Consider the following 15,618-nt stretch of genomic DNA (forward strand, 5'->3'; position numbering starts at 1 on the left):
CTGATTTTTTTGTTTGATTAATATTGTGATGAAGTCTGTACCAGCACATGTGGTGCTGATGGTTTTGGATTTATTTTAATGTTAAAATTTAGCTGAGTACTGCAACCTGTTGCGTTCTTAAGGGTTAATACACCCGAATGGACACCCACCGTGGCATTAACAGGGATATTAAATGGGATGTTCCCCGCTGGTAAAGGCTGGTTGGTAATGGGGTCAAAACCTGCTGTATTCCAGGTAATGCTATAAGTTATAGGATTATTTACCGGGTTGGTATAACTTAATGATGATGCTGTAAAGCCCTGGCAAATTTCGGGTTCAGCACCGAGCGTTAAATCTGGCAGGGCACTTACCGATACGATAAAATCTGTTTTTTTCTCTTCGCAACCTCTGGCAGTAGCGGTTATGGTTGCGGTACCTGTAAATGTGTTATTCCAGCTTACCTTGCCGCTGGCGGCATCAATAACACCAGCGGCTAACGGCAATAGGGAGTATACCATTTCTGTGGTATTGCTCGCCGTTGCCACATAAGTGTCTGTGCCGGCACCAATGCAGCGTTTATCGGTTAACCCGCTATTAAAAACGGGCGTGCTCACCTTTCCGTTTACCGTAATATTTCCGGTTATGGTTAATGCATTTCCGGCAGTACCCGTTACGGTGTAAGTTTTTGATGGCCCTGCGTTGGTTGGTGTGCCGCTAACGGTTAATTTCTTAGTTCCATTGCTATAAGAGTAGGTTATACCAGTTGGTAATCCAGTAACAATAACATTGTTAGTACCTGATGGAATATCGAAAATAATATTATCCATCACTATACCTACACAAACCACTCTATCGCCAGACCCCGTATTGGTCGTAACCGAACTCTGGTCATTATTGGTTACCTGATCAGGTTGAGAACCCGTAATGGTAGCGGTATTTATATTCTGGCCTGTTTTGACCACCTTTGCCGTAATCGTTAAACTCATACTGGCATTATTGGCTAGGTCGCCGATGGTCCATATCCCTGAGGCCGGATCATAAATTGTACCCTGCGGTGCCACGCTCGATACGTAGGTAAACCCGTTAGGCAGCAGATCTGTAACTGATACCCCTACGGCATTGCCATCACCTAAATTTTCGGCTTTAAGGGTAAATATTACATTGCTGTTTAGTTCTGGATAGGCTACATTAACCGTTTTAGTGATGGAGCGGTCGATATTACAAAGCGAGATGTTCACGGGTAGAGATGGTGCGCTGATCCCACATTCTAATTGCGTAGTTACACTGTAATTTCCAGATGATGTGGCCACGTAGGTATTATTAGTCGCCCCGTTTATCAGCACACCATTTAGGTACCACTGGTACGGACCTGCATTTGCTTTAGCGGTTAATGTTGCAGTAGTACAATCGGTTTGACTGTAAGTAGGCTGTTCTGCTTTTTCAGGGAAACGCGAAATAAAGTTCGACATGGAGAATCCATCACCTTGTTGTACCATCGAAACCGTAAGCCGATCGGCGCTGGTTATGGTGATTACCTTTGGCGAGCCAATATCTGCTTTCGTAAAACTTATTAAATACAAGCCAGAAGTTCCGAGAGGTTTCCGGGTGCCAACACTTGCTATCGCTTCAATATCACTATTGGTATAATTGGTTGTACCAAATTGCGTTGTTAGATAGATTTTAGCAGTGCTTCTTGTAATGATATAGCCAAAATAAGATAAATCACTATTGTTATAAGCGGTGAACTTATTGGTTTCTACCGTTTTAGATCCCGAACAGCTGGATATCGGAACCAGTGTGGCCACATCAACTTCGCAACCACCGCCGCTTGAAATACCAGCCGTTCCTGAAAATACGCCTACGTTTTTGGTGGCTTCAATTCTTGAGGATGAATACCTTCCTGTATTAATGCCTGGCGGATTTGCCGCGCTATAGTCTCCGGAAACAAAACCATGTTCGAAAGTTTTAAAATCACCGGCTTGAGCCAATGTAAAGGTAGTTGTGGTTTTCTGGGCACCGTTCAGGTCAAAGCTAGTAACGGTAACCACGGTGTTACCCTCTGTTGCAATCACTGTAGTTTGCTCGGCGATTGAATTACCTTCGCCTCTAACTACCATATACTCCTGCCCCAACGAAGCTATTGGAGGAATTGGATTATAAGCACCATCTCCACAGCCCCCGGGAGCATCCAGATTTGCTGCGGTATTCATTACAGCCGATCCTGACGATTCTACCAGTGTTCCCATTGCTGCAGTAAACAAATAACTCTGTCCGGCATTTAATGTTGCTGTAGCCACTCCCCCTATTTTAATAATAGTGTTATTTTGAGTGGCCATGATGCTATAGACTGGCGGCTGTACATTAGTTGTAAGATTCCCATCCCGATAATACCCTACCCGAAAAGATGTTCCAATCGCCGCATCACCAAAACTAAAGAGCGAAGCATTCCCTTTAATATTTGCATCAGAACCATCAGTCCCTAAATTATCAGAGGCTACGTTTCTTAAATTCACCGAAATAGATCCGGTAGCTTTTACAATTAAACCCGCTGCATTAAGTACGGTATTTAGCTGGTGTGCAGGCACATCTTTAGGTAATCCAGTAAAGCGCTGCACATAAGGAGTACCCTGTGTGCAGGTAAAATTGAATAATACTGTACCATCGCTTTTAGATATGGTGCCGGTAACAGTTCCGCTCTCTGATGCAATTACAATTTCGTTGGCCTTACTCCAGTATTGCCAGGGTGCGGGGGCAATATAATGTAGAGAATAACTGGGTGGAAATAAAAGTTTTCTAATATTTATGGTTTCTGAATGGGAAAAAGCAGATAAACTATTTAAGCTGAAAACTGTTTTGGTTTTACATTGCACAGCAGTAATATTTACTGCACCAAGCAATATTAATCCAATTAACCAGTTAAATATAAATAGTAGTAACCCTTTTATCATACAAAAACCATTAGAAAGCCCATTATGCTCCTAACATGGTTCTGAAATTTATTAAAGTGTGGGGCACATCTTAATAAAGATTACACAATCAGGTCAATAACTTTTAAGCAGTATCAATCTATTTACGTAAACGAAAAATGTATGGTTTTTGGGGATCTTACACGCTAATGTAAAGAAAAATTTTGCAGTAAAATATACCATCAATATTAATTTTAAAGCATCTGGAGGCAGTTTAAAATCAATTTTACGCAAAACAAAATCGACTGTATTTCTACTGATACGTGAATTAAAGACAAATGATTTTAATTTGTCCGTTTATTAATTTTTTTTAACCGTAAGTGTCTTTTAGTCAGCGTTTTAAGTTATTTAATTATTTTGAGTTTACAACAGAAAAGGTTGGTCGGTTTTTTTGTAAAAAAAGATTTTTAAATCATTGTCAAGATAAATTTATGGTAGCAAAATCAATGATTTTTGGGTAAGAGGCATTGTATACTTCATCGGTCTTAATTTTCTGAAAGCGAGTGGTGAGGATAATCGCCTCAATTGTAGTATAATGTAATGAGAATTTCTTGAAAAGGATCCATCTTAATTTTCAAAAACAGGAATTAAAATCGTAAAATTATTTTGCCACGGAAACACAGAATACACGGAAGATTGGTCCATAGTCATGTAAAATGCTACACCCTGCCAGGAACTTTTCGTTTGATTGATCAGCGGAAAAGATTTAGCTTCGCTGAGCTCTGCGATATTCTCCACTGCGGTCGAAATTTTGTAACACTTCCTGATTCCCGTAAAACTACTACGCTTTGCAGTCGTATTTTTCTTATTTTCGGTATTACAGCCTTGTCTCAATTATATCCAAATGGCAGAGCCTCGTTGGGTAATGGCTGTTGGGGCTTGTGCCAGTAGCGGTGGTATTTTTGATACTTATTCTGTACTGCAAGGTATTGATGAGCCAATTGTTAGTAAGGTACTATATGATAATTTTGCGTCACCTTCGAAAGTTGATTTAGGGATTAATATCATGATCATAAAATCAGGGTCCAAAAGGATCATGATCGACTCAGGCTGCGGATCCAATTTTGGAAAAGATTCAGGCTGGCTGATTGAAAATCTGGGTCGAATGAAATTACCGATATTGTAATAAGCCACGCACATCCAGATCATATTGGTGGGCTCACCGACAAAAGTGGACAGATCATATTTCAAAATGCATCCATTTATCTTTCCAGACTCGAACATGATTTCTGGATGTCGGCCGAACCAAACTTTTCTAAAAGTAAAATTAAGGATGAGGGATTAAAAAAGTTGGTTGTAGAGGTAGCAAAGAAAAATATTGCAGCGCTAAAGCCACGCCTGCATCTACTGGAAGATGGTGATGAGATCCTGGATTGTATTAAGGTACAGCTAGCACCTGGCCACACGCCTGGTCACTTTGTTTCTCAAGTATTTTCCGGTCAAGAGAAACTCTTTCACATTGCAGATCTCGTTCATTCCGCAATACTGGTCATTGCACATCCAGAATGGGGATTTGAAGGGGACACTGATTTTGAACTCGCAGTAAAATCAAGGGTCAGAGTGCTAAAAGAACTTGCTGATTCAAGATCTATGGTGTTTTCCTACCATCTTCCCTGGCCGGGACTTGGCCATATCAGACAAAATAGAAAGGGTTTCGAATGGGGTCAAGAACTTTCTTCGCTCCCTGACTAAGCAGAAAAATAGACTGGTTATTTAATATTACCAGTCTGTTAGTATTCTATTTTAGATATTCAAGAACTAAGTTAAGTAGAATCTACCTGGCTCGAATTTTAGCTAATAATTTGCCTTCTCATGTATTTCGGGAGCGATGTATAAACCTCAAGTCTTTAGCTTTTAATTCCGTGAAAACTTAAAAAATTGCATATAAATTCAACGAATGATTATCTTCGTTTGCATATGGGTAAATTATCTCGTCAAGTGAAGTTATGTGCAAATTATTATTTGTTAGGCCTATTGTTATCCATTTGTTCCTGTAAGAGCTTACATGTTATTGACCAGATCCCTAATGATACATATCACATCTCGAAAGTACAATATTCACAATTAGATACTTCTGCAAAAGCCCTGATTAAAAGAAAAATAATGGTTGATTTAGAACAATCTGATAGCAACTTTATCCTAAAGCCAGCATTAGGAAATCTAAAACAGGTTGAAATTAATTTAGAGAAAATTGAAATCCTAAAAATGTACAGATATACATTCGATATTGATGTTTTGACCGTTCCCTTTAAAATCAGACCCGGTGTAAATGGTTTTCCTGAACAATTGAATGCTAATTTTGATGCAGCCCTGTATCTTGGGAGACGCCGGGATAGTTATACTATTCAAAAGACCCGGAAAGGGCGTTCGCTAAAAACAAAAATGACCGGAGTAGGCTACGGATACGGCGGGTTTATAGGAATAGGCTCGGTTACCATGAATCCATTTGTCACCAATCAATATATTGACTATGAATATGATGGATTTGTGATCAACGGTGGTATTGCAGGTATCTATGATGCCAAAAAATTCAATTTGGGTATTGCTATCGGTGCTGATTTTCTTGTAGATAAAAACCGCAAAAGCTGGATATATCAGGGTAAGCCATGGATAGGAGTATTGTTCGGTATCAACCTTAATTGATTACAACCACTTTTTTTTAAAACAAATGTAGATTAATAATGTTGCGACAGCCATCAGAGTCAATATACCAGGGTAACCCATCTTGCATATAAGCTCCGGCATAAACTCGAATTCATAACATATATTTCAACAATAAATGGTATTAATGCACCTAGGTTAAAAAATCAAAACTGGCTTGAAATTTTTTACGGATCCGGCTTAAAGACTGGTGTTTTCCTACCATCTTCCCTGGCCGGGACTTGGCCATGTCAGACAAAATGGAAAGGGTTTCGAATGGGTTCAAGAATTTTCTTCGCTCCCTGACTAAGCAGAAAAACAGACTGGTTATCTAATATAAAAGTACCAGTCTGTTAATATTCTAGCTAGAATTAGAATCGGTCGTTTTGGTTCAATCTCCGGCGGGGAGACCCAGGCGTAAAAATGTCGAACCTTGTGTTGGTTTCATTCCAATTTACGCCAATAATGGCTAGGAGCAGATCAATTATAGTTTAGGCCAAGCCAGGCAATATTGGTTATTCCATACTTTTAAAACCTCAATAACAGGTAGTATACTAAGGCCTAATTGGGTTAGTGAGTATTCTACCCTGGGCGGTGACTCAGCAAATGCAGTGCGGCAAATAATACCGTCGCGTTCAAGTTCCCTGAGCTGCATCGTAAGTGTTGCCTGAGCCACATTATCGAGCTTTCGGCGGAGTTCTCCAAAACGCCCGACCTCGTTATTTTTGACCAGTTCTACAATCGGTAGTTTATATTTCCCGCTAAGGATACGAAGTGTATTGGTCACAGGACAGTTATTTTTCTCTTGCTCATCAATTTCCAAATTTGTAAGTAACTGGTGTTCACCAATAGTTTGTTTTTTCATACTAAGTATCATATTTATTCCTACTTGACAACAAACTGTTATAAAGCAATCTTTGACTTCAAAATAAGCTAAAAAAAAAGCTTTTTAAGATAATATATATGACATTTTTTACAATTGGAGATTTTAAAAAGATAACAGTTTTACTCCTCCTTTCAGCGACTGTATTCCTATCGGTACTCGATATTTTTATTGTCAACGTGGCGCTGCCAAGTATACAGAAGGGGCTCAGAGCAACAGATGGAGATTTGCAGCTGGTGGTCGCGGCCTACCTGATGGCCTATGCTGCATTGATGATCTTTGCAAGTAAGTTAGGGGATCGGCTGGGAAGAAAAAAAATATTACTAGTAGGTTTAGTTGGCTTTGGTATCACTTCCCTGTTATGTGGATTGGTAGAAACACCTTTTCAACTGAATATAGTAAGAGCCCTGCAGGGAGCCTGTGGCGCCTTGATGGTTCCCCAGGGACTGGCCTTGCTGCAACAGCTATTTCCTGAAGAAAAAGAACGGTCTTGGGCGCTGGGAATATATGGGAGCATCGCTGGAATAGCCTCTGTTTTGGGACAATTACTTGGAGGGTTGCTGCCAGCATGGTCTCCTAATGTTAGCTTGTTTGGTGATGTAGTAGGCTGGAGGCTGATCTTTCTGATCAACGTTCCCATAACAATCCTGGTAACGTTTCTTACAATACTATATATTCCTAAAGTGGATAAGCTAAAATCAGGACGGTTTGATTATGTAGGTTTGTTCTTGCTGACCATCTTTTTACTCTTCCTGATATATCCGCTGATCAGAGGCCGGGAAATGGGATGGCCGCTGTGGAGTATAATGATGTTAGGTTTGTCCTTTCCGATATGGAAGCTCTTAAAGGTTCAGCAACGCAAGGTAAAGGATAAAGGATTTGATCCCTTAATGAATTTTGATCTTTTTAAGAATATCACTTTTAAATTTGGTGTTGTACTTTCGCTATTTTACTTTATTGCACAAGACTCTTACTTTTTAATTACAGGTTTTTTTTTGCAGAACGGATTAGGCGTGTCATTTGTAAACGTAGGTGTTCTATTTGTATTCCAGGGTTTAGGTTATGTTATAGGTTCGTTCTTATCAGCCAGGCTGATTAAATTTAACAAAGACAGAATCATTAGCCTAGGCCTAATAATCATGATTTTTTCATTAATCGGGCATATGTTTGCTTTTGGTAGCGGAAAAATAGGGTTGCAGCACTTCATGTTGCTAGCGCTTTATGGTTTTGGATGTGGTAGTGTACTACCTTCTCTGTTAACAATGTCGCTAAAAAATATTGGCAGTAAGCATGCTGGCAGTGCATCAGGAATTTATTCTACAGTGCAGCAGACTGCAATAGCACTTGGGGTAGCGCTCGTAGGAGGGCTTTTCTTTTATATGTTGCAAGGAAGGATTTCTTCAGGTGCATTTCTGGAAGCTTACAGGGCGGCAAGCTTTATGAACATCATTTTTCTAACGATAGTTCTTGGGATTTTGCAATGGTTTCCAAAAAATCAATTGTAATAGTGCCGGCTAATATAGAAAAGGAAACAATAAGGTACTTACTAAATCTGCTTTCAGGGATAATAAATAAAACGTGTCAATATCGTCTAAGGTAATTATAAGTTCTTTGATATTTTGCGGAATGGCTTTTTGCTTGTAGTCTTTGAGAAAATCATTTCCAACCTTTCTTACTGCTTCAATTATGATTGGGATGCTAGAAAATCATATAGGATTGAAAACAGTGGTTCGCCTGAGCGAAGGCCGGAAGTTTTTATTAAAACTGAGCAGGATGGGGGATATATGGTTGTTAGTGTAGCTGATAATGGGACGGGAATCGCTGAAGCAAATCTGGATTCTATCTTTACCTAATACCACCGTCTTATCGATTCGGTGGAGGGTTCTGGTGTTAGGTTGTACCTGGTCAATGAGATCGTCAATAATTCCGGGGGTAAAATTACTGTGGAAAGTGAACCTGGCAAAGGAATTACGTTTAAGATATTCTTGAAACTTGATCTGCAGACCTGATTTATCGTTTAGATCATGCCTTCTTAAATAATTTTTATGATCGCTAAGAAACTGTCTGAATTTCATGAATGAAGATCAACTTGCGAAGTTTAGGTGGCCTTTGGTGGGGGGAATACTTCGAAAGTTTGTGGGTATTATCATCAAAACTGACGAAATTCTTCAGCGCACAGCCTTTTGAAATTTCGTAAGTTGATAAATTATAATTTTTAGACAGCTTCTAAGTTTTAGTTTTTTCTCTGTCCGGGGGCATAGGGCTTGGCAGACTTTGAACCGTTGGCTTTTTTCGCCTGGCCTGGAGGCACTTTGCCGCTATTTCCTGCGGTACGTACTGAATAACAGGCGCTAAAGGATACGATGAGTAGCGTAGCCAATAAGATGTTTATAGTTTTCATAGTCTTTTTTAATAGTGATAGCCAATTTCGTGCCGCATTTTTTTGAACTACCCTTAATTTATTGCTTCGAAATATCATGTAATGGCGATCTTGCTTCAGCTTCCATAGCTTTACTTTATCCAAAAGAGAAAAAATACTGACACAGATCAATCCGAAGCTACAATGCTATCTGTGCATGAACAGGAAATTTAGCGGAATTCGGCAATTTTGGTTCGATCTCCGGTGGGGAGATCCGAACGTATGAAGGTCGAACCATTACCGATGCGTAAACCAGCTATTACAAGGAGTGGATAAGATCGCATGTTAATTCAAAATCTAACCGTTTTCTTTTATATTTAGCACTTACTTTAGTATAGGCCATGCTACATGTTATAGGAGTTGTTATTTCTTTATTTCTTTCCACACTACTTTTTACAAAGCGAGGTAAATCCAATGCAGACCTGGTATTGGCTTTTTGGCTCTTCTTGATTTGTCTTCACTTGTTTTGCTATTATTTACTTGCGTCAGCTAAATTTCTGGAATTTCCATACTTATTGGGCCTCGAAATTGCCATGCCACTGCTTCATGGGCCATTTTTCTTTTTGTATACAACTTTGTTAACTGGAAAGAGGATCAGTAAATTATACTGTTTTCTTCATCTTCTTCCTGCAGTTTTGGTATATATTGCTTTGTCAAAGTTCTTTTTATTATCAGCAACCGAAAAGATATTTATTTATGAAAATAATGGCGTTGGTTATCTAGGATTATTAAAAATCATCCATTTTGCAATTTTACCTTCTGGTATTGCCTATATTATCATGTCGCTTTATCTGATCGAAGAACATCGCAAAAATATTTCAAACTTAGTTTCTTATCTGGAAAATATCAATTTGAATTGGTTAAGAAATCTGATGATCGGTATGTGTATAATCTGGTTATCTATTCTGTTAGGCAATGATATCTCTACTTTTACATTAGTAGATTTGTATATCTTGTTTATTGGCTATTCTGGTATCAAACAAGTTGGGATGTTTAGCAACAACGTCATTCCTTTGCCTGCTAACAATTTAGAGATGGGACTATTAGGAACCATTGAAGATAAACCTTTAATCACTACTAGGGTAAAATATCAAAAATCGACAATAGGGGATAGGTTCTTGTCAGAAATACATTTGCAAGTTAAGCAGTTAATGCAGCGAGAAAAGTTGTTTAAAGATCCTGAACTTGGCTTGAATGAACTTGCAGAACAATTGAACATTCATCCAAATGTTTTATCTCAGGTGATCAATACACTAGAAAATAAGAACTTCTATGATTATATCAATGAACTTAGAATTGAAGAATTTAAGCTCATTTTGATGCGACCAGAAAATCAAAAGTTCACATTACTCGCCCTCGCATACGAAGTTGGCTTCAATTCTAAAACTTCCTTTAATAGAAATTTCAAAAAGAAGATAGGAATGTCGCCGACAGCTTATTTAAAACAGCATAAAATACACCTCCAAGCCACAATTAGACTATAATAGGTGCCACCTTACAAAGTGGAACCATTTTTAGCCCTTTAGTATGCATTTTTGTTGAAATAATGTTCGGGGCATGTTGTATCTGCAATTACCTCATTACTTTTAACCTGGTGCGCTAACATGAAAAAAAAGATCTTTTGGGTTTTATTTAGCTTTTTCTCTATTACTATTGGGCTATATCCACTTAAGTATTTCTTAATAAATGGAAAGGTTGGAATATTGAATGGCAAACCCGAATGGCTTTTAACCAATGTTGTCTGGTATATTGCATTTTATATACATATTGTTTTTGGAGGGGTTGCATTACTTGTGGGATGGCTTCAGTTTAGCTCGAAACTTAGGTCAAGAAATGTTAAAATACACAGGCACATTGGGAAAATTTATGTTGTATCGGCTTTATTCAGTTCCTTTTCTGGTTTTTATATTGCGCTGTTTGCAGATGGAGGTTTCCGGGCATCGCTTGGATTTAGCTGTTTGAGTATTATCTGGTTTTGTACTACCTTAATGGCTTACTTAGCCATTAGGAATCAAAATATCGTAAAACATCAAGTATTGATGGTTTATAGTTATGCAGCTTGTTTTGCTGCTGTTACACTAAGAATCTGGCTGCCTGTTTTAATTTTAATTATTGGTCACTATATCACGGCTTATATTGTTGTGGCGTGGTTGTCGTGGATTCCAAATCTGCTTTTTGCCTATGTGATTACAGAAAAATTAACTGGAAAATTAAGTAGAAGGGATTCCTGAACAAACTATATCTAAAAAAAGTGCAAAATTTCTGAAGGTGAAGTCAAAAATCAGGACTATTTTGCTAACAAATAATCGGTAGGGCTGGAATTGAAACCATCAAAATCAATCCATTATTCCGTATAAATGGAGCAGAAAACTCCGCATCTTTACCCTAGCTGTATCGTTTAAAATACCTAAGCCTTTCTTTCTATTGCATTATTAATTTTGATGTCATGTTTCTATGTTGCATAATGCTATAAGGGCGATTTTAGCCAAATCTTCCATAAATTGGTTCGATCTTAATATGGTTGGGAGTGCAAAACCCCCTTTGCTTAGCGTAGCGAGAGTTTTTTGGTTATTGAAGGAACATTTATTAAAAACAAAATATGAAGAAAATCGGATTAGTTGGCGGGATAAGTTGGGTTTCCACAATGGATTATTATAAGTTCATTAACGAAGGAATAAATTCGAAATTAGGTGGATTAAATTGCGCAGAATGCATTATTTATTCTTTAAATTTTGGTGAGATCCAGGCAAAAGGCTGGGACAACTCTTTTGAATTATTACTGGAAGCTTGCATGAGCCTGCAAAGAAGTGGTGTGGATAATATTATTTTGTGTGCCAATACTGCACATCTCTTTGCTGACAGACTTCAAGAACTAGTCGGATTGCCAATTATTCATATTGTTGAAGAGACCGCAAAAGCAGTAAATAAGGCAGGTTATGAAAAAGTCGGGTTATTAGGAACAAAATTCACAATGGAAATGGATTTCTACAAAAATAAACTTCAGGAATATGGCTTAGATGTTTTAATACCAGAAAAGCAAGAAACCAGAGATTATCTTCAATACACGGTAAAAGAAGAATTGGGAATCGGTTTTATCAATCCTGAAACAAAAATCAACTATATTTCTATCATAAAAGAATTGGTTGAGCGTGGAGCACAATGTATAATTTTAGGTTGTACAGAAATACCAATGTTGATTAGTCAGGATGATTTTGCCATACCTATTTTTGATACGACAAAAATACATTCAAAAGCAATTGTTGAATACATCATTTCCTAGAAGAACCCATTAAAATATTAGTAATCGATTCTTACTGTTATAAACAATGAGCAATCGATTTCTTTGATTATCATAGCAGAATATGCCCCTTCTTTTTTAACCGTTTTCGTTTTACGGAACCTGCTGTTACAAATGAGTACTTAACTCGATATGCAGGCAGATCAAAATCAGATCTGTTTTTTTAATATATATTGTGTAGAAAAACCCATGCCTGTAAATTCAACAGTATGAACAGATTAACGAAATAAAACTTAGGTAGTTTGGTGAGAAACTAAGAAACTGTCTAAATTTAATGAACGAAGATCAACTTGCGAAGTTTAGGTGGCCTTTGTTGGGGGAATACTTCGAAAGTTTGTGGAATTATCATCAAAACTGACGAAATTCTTCAGCGCACAGCCTTTTGAAATTTCGTAAGTTGATAAATTATAATTTTTAGACAGCTTCTAAGCTATATGTTAAATCTTTGTGTACTCGGGCCTTTTTCTCTTTGACCTCTGTGGTTGAAAAGGGATTAAGTGGTAATTCCGTTTCACCAACAGAAACTCATACCTGTAAATTTAATAGTATGAACAGATTAACAAAATAAAACTTAGGCTGGTTGGTGAGACACCAACCTTTAGCTTAAAGCAATTTTTCATAAATCGACGCCTAAACTTATAATATAAAATGCACCAGTTGGAGTAGGCATGCCTCCAGGTAAATGATTTACTTTCTGATATTTTTAGTAAAATCAAATTAATTGGTATATCCATTTGGCATACTTCCAGGCAGAACTCAGATGGATTTCTCCATATGGATAATTTGAAGATAAGTTCCGTCAGCTAGTGGCACTTTCTCTTCTTCAATACGTTTATAACCCATGGCCGTATACAAAGCTTCACCGGATAGTGTCGATCCGAGTTCGAAAGATTTGAAACCATGTGCTATCGCAGCTTTTTCACAAATGTTGATCATCATGCGCCCGAGGCCTTGTCGTTTCCAATCAGGGTGTACAAAGAAAGCGCGTATCCTGGCCGCATCCATGGACGGATCTAGCAATGGATCTGCCAGTTCTTTATACTGATCTCCGCCGTATAGCGTATTGCGTTTACTCCATCCTCCGCAAGCCACGATGGTGTCACCATTTTCGATCAGGTAATAAGTCTGATCTTCAATCAGCTGGTTATCTATACCGAAAATATACTTCAGTGAACTTTCAATCTGCTGCGGGGTATAATAACCGGCACTCAGCGACCGGACGGATGCATGTAATAGAAGCTCCAGCGTTCCAACATCATTTAAGGTGGCTAAGCGGCTGACAAAAGACATGTTGTAGTTGATTAATGTTTTTTATGCCTAAAATATGTGTTTTCTCATAAAAATCAAGTGCTTCCTCAATTAATCCGTCAAACGGTATTGGTTTTTAAATTAAACTTCTTCCGTTTGACGAATGTGTCATCTGACTGTTATTTATAAAGCAATTTGCAAACCGATTCTGGTATACAATTCTTGGTTAATGACAGATGAATTAATACTAGTTTTTATTTATTAACTAGTTTCAATGCACCTTCACTATACCTTGCTCCCGTATCGGGAAACTGTTTTAAAAGAGTATCAATAGCTTTAAAGTCATCTACCGATAAGGTAACATCTATTGCGCCAACATTCTCTTCCAGGTATTTTCTTTTTTTAGTTCCCGGGATTGGAATAATATCATCACCCTGGCCCAATACCCAGGCAAGTGCAAGTTGAGCAGGGCTAATTTCTTTGCTTTTTGCAATGTCTGCAAAACCATTTACCAATTTTAGGTTGTTTTCAAAATACTTGCCTTCAAAACGGGGTAAAGTCCTTCTGAAATCGGTTTCGGCAAAGCCATCGGTTTGGCTGATTGCTGTTGTAACCAGTCCACGGGCCAACGGGCTGTAGGGAATTAAACTGATCCCCAGTTCTCTAACCGTTGATAATATTTCCCCTTCCACATCTCTCGTTAAAAGAGAATATTCGCTTTGCAGCGCCGCAATAGGATGAACGGCATGTGCTTTTTTGATAGAAGCAGGTGAAGCTTCGGAAAGGCCTAAATAACGAACCTTACCTTCTTTAACCAATTCGGCCATTGCCCCAACCATATCCTCAACAGGTACATTTGGGTCTATTCTATGGGCGTAGTAAAGATCGATAGTTTCTATTTTAAGCCTTTTTAAACTTTTTTCTACTGCTGTTTTGATATAAGCCGGAGAACCGTCAAAATAGGTGTTGACAGAATTACTCGGGCCTGCTTCATCATTTTTAAACCTGAAGCCAAATTTGGTTGCAATAAAAATTTTGTCGCGGTTTGGAGCCAGAACTTTCGATATCAGTGCCTCATTATCGCCATTTGCGTACATGTCTGCCGTGTCCCAAAAGTTTATACCTAAGTCCAATGCTTTATGTAAAGTGGCAATTGATTCTTTATCATCTGTGGGACCATAAGCGAAACTCATGCCCATACAGCCTAAGCCTAATGATGAAAGTTGCTCACCTGTTTTACCTAATTTTCTATATTTCATAATCTTTGAATTTTATTAATCGAAATTTGTTGATAGCGTTATTTCTTTCCATGTATTGATTTCGTCTTTTTCCTTTTCCCGCTGATCGATCACCAATTGATAGGCATCAGGGCCAAGCAATAAATGCAGGGGAGGATTGGGGTTTCTTGATAAATCAAAAAGAATAGCAACCAGTTTCTCCGGATCTCCTTTTTGTTTGCCACTTAATTCAGACAGAGTTTCCGCAACAGCCGTTGAATTATAGGCTGCTAAACTATTCTTTGCAAAGGCAATTGCGCCTTCTTCCCATAAGTTTGTTCTAAATTCTCCAGGGGCGACAACAGTCACCTTCACTCCAAAAGGTTTAATTTCTTCATGCAGGGCTTCGGAAATACCAATTATGGCGAACTTCGCGGCACTATAACTTCCCGCATTTGGATAACCGGCATAACCTGCACTTGAAGATATATTGATGATGTAGCCTGATTGCTGTGCCCTTAAATACGGCATTGCTGCCCGGATCACATTAACTGTTCCGAACAGGTTGACATCTAAAGTTGCCCGAAATTCCTGATCGGTTAACTCCTCAATACTCCCGCCAAGAACGTAACCTGCGTTGTTAACCACTACATCCAACTGCCCGAATTGGTCAATGGCCTGTTTTACCGCCATTTTCACATTTTCATCATCTTTAAGATTGACATTTAGGGGAAGGAAATCACTTTCATATCCGAAGACCTTACTTTTAAGGTCTTCCGTATTTCTGGTGGTTGCGACCACGCGATCACCATTAGACAAAACCAGTTTAACCAGGGCAAGGCCTAAACCATTTGAAGCTCCTGTGATAAACCATACTTTTTTATTGCTCATCATGTATTTCCTTGTTTTGATTAAACAAAGTTACATTGCAACGGTAAGGAAAGAATTAAACTAATCTAACCAAAAGT

At 38.4% G+C, this 15,618-nt stretch carries 13 protein-coding genes and 1 pseudogene; 8 read left to right on the forward strand and 6 right to left on the reverse strand.

Going from position 1 to position 15,618, the window contains the following annotated elements; genetic code table 11:
• Positions 1-17 precede the first annotated feature (17 nt).
• Positions 18-2,927 carry a hypothetical protein gene (locus ACN1CD_RS16495; protein WP_419131490.1) on the reverse strand — a complete coding sequence of 970 codons (2,910 nt, stop codon included), beginning with the start codon at positions 2,925-2,927 and terminating at the stop codon, positions 18-20.
• 853 nt (positions 2,928-3,780) lie between these two features.
• Between ACN1CD_RS16495 and ACN1CD_RS16500 the strand changes: the two are divergent.
• The 3 genes and pseudogenes from ACN1CD_RS16500 to ACN1CD_RS16510 form a co-directional block, all read left to right on the forward strand.
• Positions 3,781-3,888 (forward strand): annotated as a pseudogene (locus ACN1CD_RS16500) (NADH-quinone oxidoreductase subunit B); the annotation flags it as partial.
• 206 nt (positions 3,889-4,094) lie between these two features.
• Positions 4,095-4,637 (forward strand): hypothetical protein, encoded by a 543-nt coding sequence (locus ACN1CD_RS16505; protein WP_419131552.1) that lies wholly within the window; start codon positions 4,095-4,097, stop codon positions 4,635-4,637.
• Between the two features lie 411 nt (positions 4,638-5,048).
• Positions 5,049-5,588 (forward strand): hypothetical protein, encoded by a 540-nt coding sequence (locus ACN1CD_RS16510; RefSeq protein ID WP_419131491.1) that lies wholly within the window; start codon positions 5,049-5,051, stop codon positions 5,586-5,588.
• Positions 5,589-6,069: 481 nt separating this feature from the next.
• Here ACN1CD_RS16510 and ACN1CD_RS16515 read toward each other — a convergent pair whose 3' ends face one another.
• A complete protein-coding gene (locus ACN1CD_RS16515) occupies positions 6,070-6,450 on the reverse strand; it encodes a winged helix-turn-helix transcriptional regulator (RefSeq protein ID WP_419131492.1) in 381 nt (126 codons plus the stop codon).
• 98 nt (positions 6,451-6,548) lie between these two features.
• Between ACN1CD_RS16515 and ACN1CD_RS16520 the strand changes: the two genes are divergently transcribed.
• Both ACN1CD_RS16520 and ACN1CD_RS16525 read left to right on the forward strand, forming a co-directional pair.
• Complete coding sequence (locus ACN1CD_RS16520; RefSeq protein ID WP_419131493.1) at positions 6,549-7,973, forward strand: MFS transporter; 1,425 nt, start codon at positions 6,549-6,551, stop codon at positions 7,971-7,973.
• A gap of 369 nt (positions 7,974-8,342) precedes the next feature.
• Positions 8,343-8,477: an ATP-binding protein gene (locus ACN1CD_RS16525; RefSeq protein ID WP_419131494.1), complete on the forward strand. Its 135-nt coding sequence runs from the start codon at positions 8,343-8,345 to the stop codon at positions 8,475-8,477.
• A gap of 224 nt (positions 8,478-8,701) precedes the next feature.
• On the opposite strand, the gene ACN1CD_RS16530 is transcribed toward ACN1CD_RS16525, so the two are convergent.
• Positions 8,702-8,869: a quinol oxidase subunit 4 gene (locus ACN1CD_RS16530; RefSeq protein ID WP_419131495.1), complete on the reverse strand. Its 168-nt coding sequence runs from the start codon at positions 8,867-8,869 to the stop codon at positions 8,702-8,704.
• 359 nt (positions 8,870-9,228) lie between these two features.
• Here ACN1CD_RS16530 and ACN1CD_RS16535 point away from each other — a divergent pair, with 359 nt between their 5' ends.
• From ACN1CD_RS16535 to ACN1CD_RS16545, 3 genes are all read left to right on the forward strand, one after another.
• Positions 9,229-10,371, forward strand: a complete 1,143-nt coding sequence (locus tag ACN1CD_RS16535) for a helix-turn-helix domain-containing protein (protein WP_419131496.1) — start codon at positions 9,229-9,231, stop codon at positions 10,369-10,371.
• A 120-nt stretch (positions 10,372-10,491) separates the two neighbouring features.
• Positions 10,492-11,118 (forward strand): DUF2306 domain-containing protein, encoded by a 627-nt coding sequence (locus ACN1CD_RS16540; RefSeq protein WP_419131497.1) that lies wholly within the window; start codon positions 10,492-10,494, stop codon positions 11,116-11,118.
• Between the two features lie 368 nt (positions 11,119-11,486).
• Positions 11,487-12,167: an aspartate/glutamate racemase family protein gene (locus ACN1CD_RS16545; protein ID WP_419131498.1), complete on the forward strand. Its 681-nt coding sequence runs from the start codon at positions 11,487-11,489 to the stop codon at positions 12,165-12,167.
• A gap of 774 nt (positions 12,168-12,941) precedes the next feature.
• Here the strand turns inward: ACN1CD_RS16545 and ACN1CD_RS16550 are convergent.
• The 3 genes from ACN1CD_RS16550 to ACN1CD_RS16560 all read right to left on the reverse strand — a co-directional run bounded on the left by ACN1CD_RS16550 (position 12,942) and on the right by ACN1CD_RS16560 (position 15,544).
• Entirely contained in the window at positions 12,942-13,475 is a 534-nt protein-coding gene (locus ACN1CD_RS16550) for a GNAT family N-acetyltransferase (RefSeq protein ID WP_419131499.1), read from the reverse strand.
• A 212-nt stretch (positions 13,476-13,687) separates the two neighbouring features.
• Positions 13,688-14,692, reverse strand: a complete 1,005-nt coding sequence (locus ACN1CD_RS16555; protein WP_419131500.1) for an aldo/keto reductase — start codon at positions 14,690-14,692, stop codon at positions 13,688-13,690.
• 15 nt (positions 14,693-14,707) lie between these two features.
• Entirely contained in the window at positions 14,708-15,544 is an 837-nt protein-coding gene (locus ACN1CD_RS16560) for an SDR family NAD(P)-dependent oxidoreductase (protein WP_419131501.1), read from the reverse strand.
• Positions 15,545-15,618 lie beyond the last annotated feature (74 nt).

Source organism: Pedobacter sp. N23S346, assembly GCF_048515415.1.
GTDB lineage: Bacteria > Bacteroidota > Bacteroidia > Sphingobacteriales > Sphingobacteriaceae > Pedobacter.

Coding starts and splice junctions, on each gene's coding strand:
- ACN1CD_RS16540 (WP_419131497.1), top strand. CDS start 10,492: ATGAAAAAAAAGATCTTTTGGGTTTTATTTAGCTTTTTCTCTATTACT.
- ACN1CD_RS16510 (WP_419131491.1), top strand. CDS start 5,049: ATGGTTGATTTAGAACAATCTGATAGCAACTTTATCCTAAAGCCAGCA.
- ACN1CD_RS16530 (WP_419131495.1), bottom strand. CDS start 8,869: ATGAAAACTATAAACATCTTATTGGCTACGCTACTCATCGTATCCTTT.
- ACN1CD_RS16545 (WP_419131498.1), top strand. CDS start 11,487: ATGAAGAAAATCGGATTAGTTGGCGGGATAAGTTGGGTTTCCACAATG.
- ACN1CD_RS16520 (WP_419131493.1), top strand. CDS start 6,549: ATGACATTTTTTACAATTGGAGATTTTAAAAAGATAACAGTTTTACTC.
- ACN1CD_RS16555 (WP_419131500.1), bottom strand. CDS start 14,692: ATGAAATATAGAAAATTAGGTAAAACAGGTGAGCAACTTTCATCATTA.
- ACN1CD_RS16515 (WP_419131492.1), bottom strand. CDS start 6,450: ATGAAAAAACAAACTATTGGTGAACACCAGTTACTTACAAATTTGGAA.
- ACN1CD_RS16495 (WP_419131490.1), bottom strand. CDS start 2,927: ATGATAAAAGGGTTACTACTATTTATATTTAACTGGTTAATTGGATTA.
- ACN1CD_RS16535 (WP_419131496.1), top strand. CDS start 9,229: ATGCTACATGTTATAGGAGTTGTTATTTCTTTATTTCTTTCCACACTA.
- ACN1CD_RS16550 (WP_419131499.1), bottom strand. CDS start 13,475: ATGTCTTTTGTCAGCCGCTTAGCCACCTTAAATGATGTTGGAACGCTG.
- ACN1CD_RS16560 (WP_419131501.1), bottom strand. CDS start 15,544: ATGATGAGCAATAAAAAAGTATGGTTTATCACAGGAGCTTCAAATGGT.